General features: G+C 31.5%; 2 protein-coding genes. One reads left to right on the forward strand and one right to left on the reverse strand.

Annotated features, from left to right (window positions below; genetic code table 11):
• The first annotated feature begins 122 nt into the window (after positions 1-122).
• Positions 123-947: a class D beta-lactamase OXA-347 gene (locus tag NBH16_RS23170; RefSeq protein ID WP_004295324.1), complete on the forward strand. Its 825-nt coding sequence runs from the start codon at positions 123-125 to the stop codon at positions 945-947.
• Positions 948-1,149: 202 nt separating this feature from the next.
• On the opposite strand, the gene erm(F) is transcribed toward NBH16_RS23170, so the two are convergent.
• A complete protein-coding gene (gene erm(F) / locus NBH16_RS23175) occupies positions 1,150-1,950 on the reverse strand; it encodes a 23S rRNA (adenine(2058)-N(6))-methyltransferase Erm(F) (RefSeq protein WP_004295323.1) in 801 nt (266 codons plus the stop codon).
• Between the last annotated feature and the right edge of the window lie 171 nt (positions 1,951-2,121).

Consider the following 2,121-nt stretch of genomic DNA (forward strand, 5'->3'; position numbering starts at 1 on the left):
CTTGTTTTTTTTGCAACACTAAGATAAGTGAAAATTCTGACATGGCAAAATCCTGAGCAACTTTTTGTTGCTCAGGTACTTAAAAAGTTTAATTTATAATAGTGTTGCGGAATTAAGGATAAATGAAAAATATTTTATTTGTAGTTTTTATTTCAATGATATTTTTATTTGTTTGCTGTAACACAACAACGAATAAAAACATAATTGAAACAGAAATTTCTGATTTTGACAAAATTTTAGATAGTTTTCAAGTAAATGGTTCAATTCTAATTTATGATAACGACAAGAATACTTTTTACTCAAATGACTTTGATTGGGCTAAAAACGGAAAATTACCTGCATCAACATTCAAAATTCCAAATTCTATAATTGCTGTTGAATTAGGCATTATTGAAAATGATACAACTATTTTAAAATGGAATGGCGAGCAGAGAAAAATGGATATTTGGGAAAAAGATTTATCATTTAAAGATGCTTTTAGAATTTCCTGTGTTCCTTGCTATCAGGAAATTGCAAGGAAAATCGGAACAATTAAAATGAAAGAATATTTAGAAAAATTTGAGTATAAAAATATGATTTTTGACAGTTTAACGATTGACAATTTTTGGCTTGAAGGAAATTCAAAAATATCTCAAAAACAACAAATCGACTTTTTAAGGAAATTCTATTTTTCAAAATTTCCAATTTCTGATAGGACAATAAAGATTGTCAAAAATATTATGGAAATTGAGCGAACTGAAAATTACATTTTAAGCGGTAAGACTGGATTAAGTTCGATAGAAGAAAAATATAATGGTTGGTTTGTTGGTTATGTTGAAACAAAATCTAATGTTTATTTTTTTGCAACAAATGTAATTCCGACAGACGGATTGAATGTTGATGATTTTATTTCATCGAGAATTAATGTAACAAAAAATGCGTTAAAGCAAATGAATATAATGAAATGATAAATGCCACTAACATATGGTAGCCGATAATTGCCGGCTTTCGTGCCAACTTGATACTTTGGTGCTTTTAACGAACCGAAGTGCTAAATTGATACGAAAGTGCTGTAAATCCGGCAACTACGGCTACCATTTTTCGTTATGCGGCAGCTTAAAAGACGACACCAAACCAGAAAAATCATCTTGACAACCACCCGACTTTGAACTACGAAGGATGAAATTTTTCAGGGACAACTTCCAGCATTTCCAAAAAACAGTTTACCCATTGACTTGGAGACAAACAAACAATTTGAGCATTAAGGTTTAAACCGAATTTTTCCGAAATTGACCTGACCTGACTTTTCCTGAAAATCGACTTTAAAGCTGTTTTTACAGATAAATCAGGTTTCTCTAACAGACAGGAAATAAATGCTAAGTATTTGGCTTTAAACTTAAAATCAAAAAATAACTGTTTTCTTTTAATGTTTAACAGGGCTGATTTGACAGTTGGCGGTGGAAAGAAACTTTCAGGACCTACCTCATAGACAAGTTTCAAATCAAAAAAAGTATGATAGAAAACGGTATATGGATTGTAAAGCTTCCTCGAAAATAACTTTTGTGTAGGTTCTAACTGAAGGACAATGGAACCTCCCAGAAAATTTCCAAGACTCTCAAACATCAGGATTTTGAAAATATCGGAAGTAATGCCATAAGGAATATTTGACACCACTTTGAAAGGAAATTTCGGAACTGCAAAATTCCTAAAATCACAACCGACAACTTGAACATTTCGGGCATCAGAAAATAATTTTCGTAAATGTTCAACCAAAGCTGTGTCGTTTTCAATAGCAACAACATTGTTGGCGATTTTTAATAAATGAACAGTAAGAAACCCCTTGCCTGCCCCAATATCTAAAACCGTATCCTGATTACTTATATTTGCTTGTCTTATTGCATCTTTTATTAGCACTTTATCAATAGTAAAGTGCTGACCCGTAAAACGAACGGGCAATTTCTTTTTTGTCATTAGTAACTTCTTACAGGTGAATACTTGAATTCAAATCGTGGAGAAGTGATCCTTAATTCCGCAACACTATTATAAATTAAACTTTTTAAGTACCTGAGCAACAAAAAGTTGCTCAGGATTTTGCCATGTCAGAATTTTCACTTATCTTAGTGTTGCAAAAAAAACAAGAGA

Source organism: Parabacteroides sp. Y3-G-102, assembly GCF_023656845.1.
Lineage (GTDB): Bacteria > Bacteroidota > Bacteroidia > Bacteroidales > Tannerellaceae > Parabacteroides > Parabacteroides distasonis.

What these genes read in the sequence shown, in the direction of transcription:
- NBH16_RS23170 (WP_004295324.1), top strand. Translation starts at nt 123, where the DNA reads ATGAAAAATATTTTATTTGTAGTTTTTATTTCAATGATATTTTTATTT.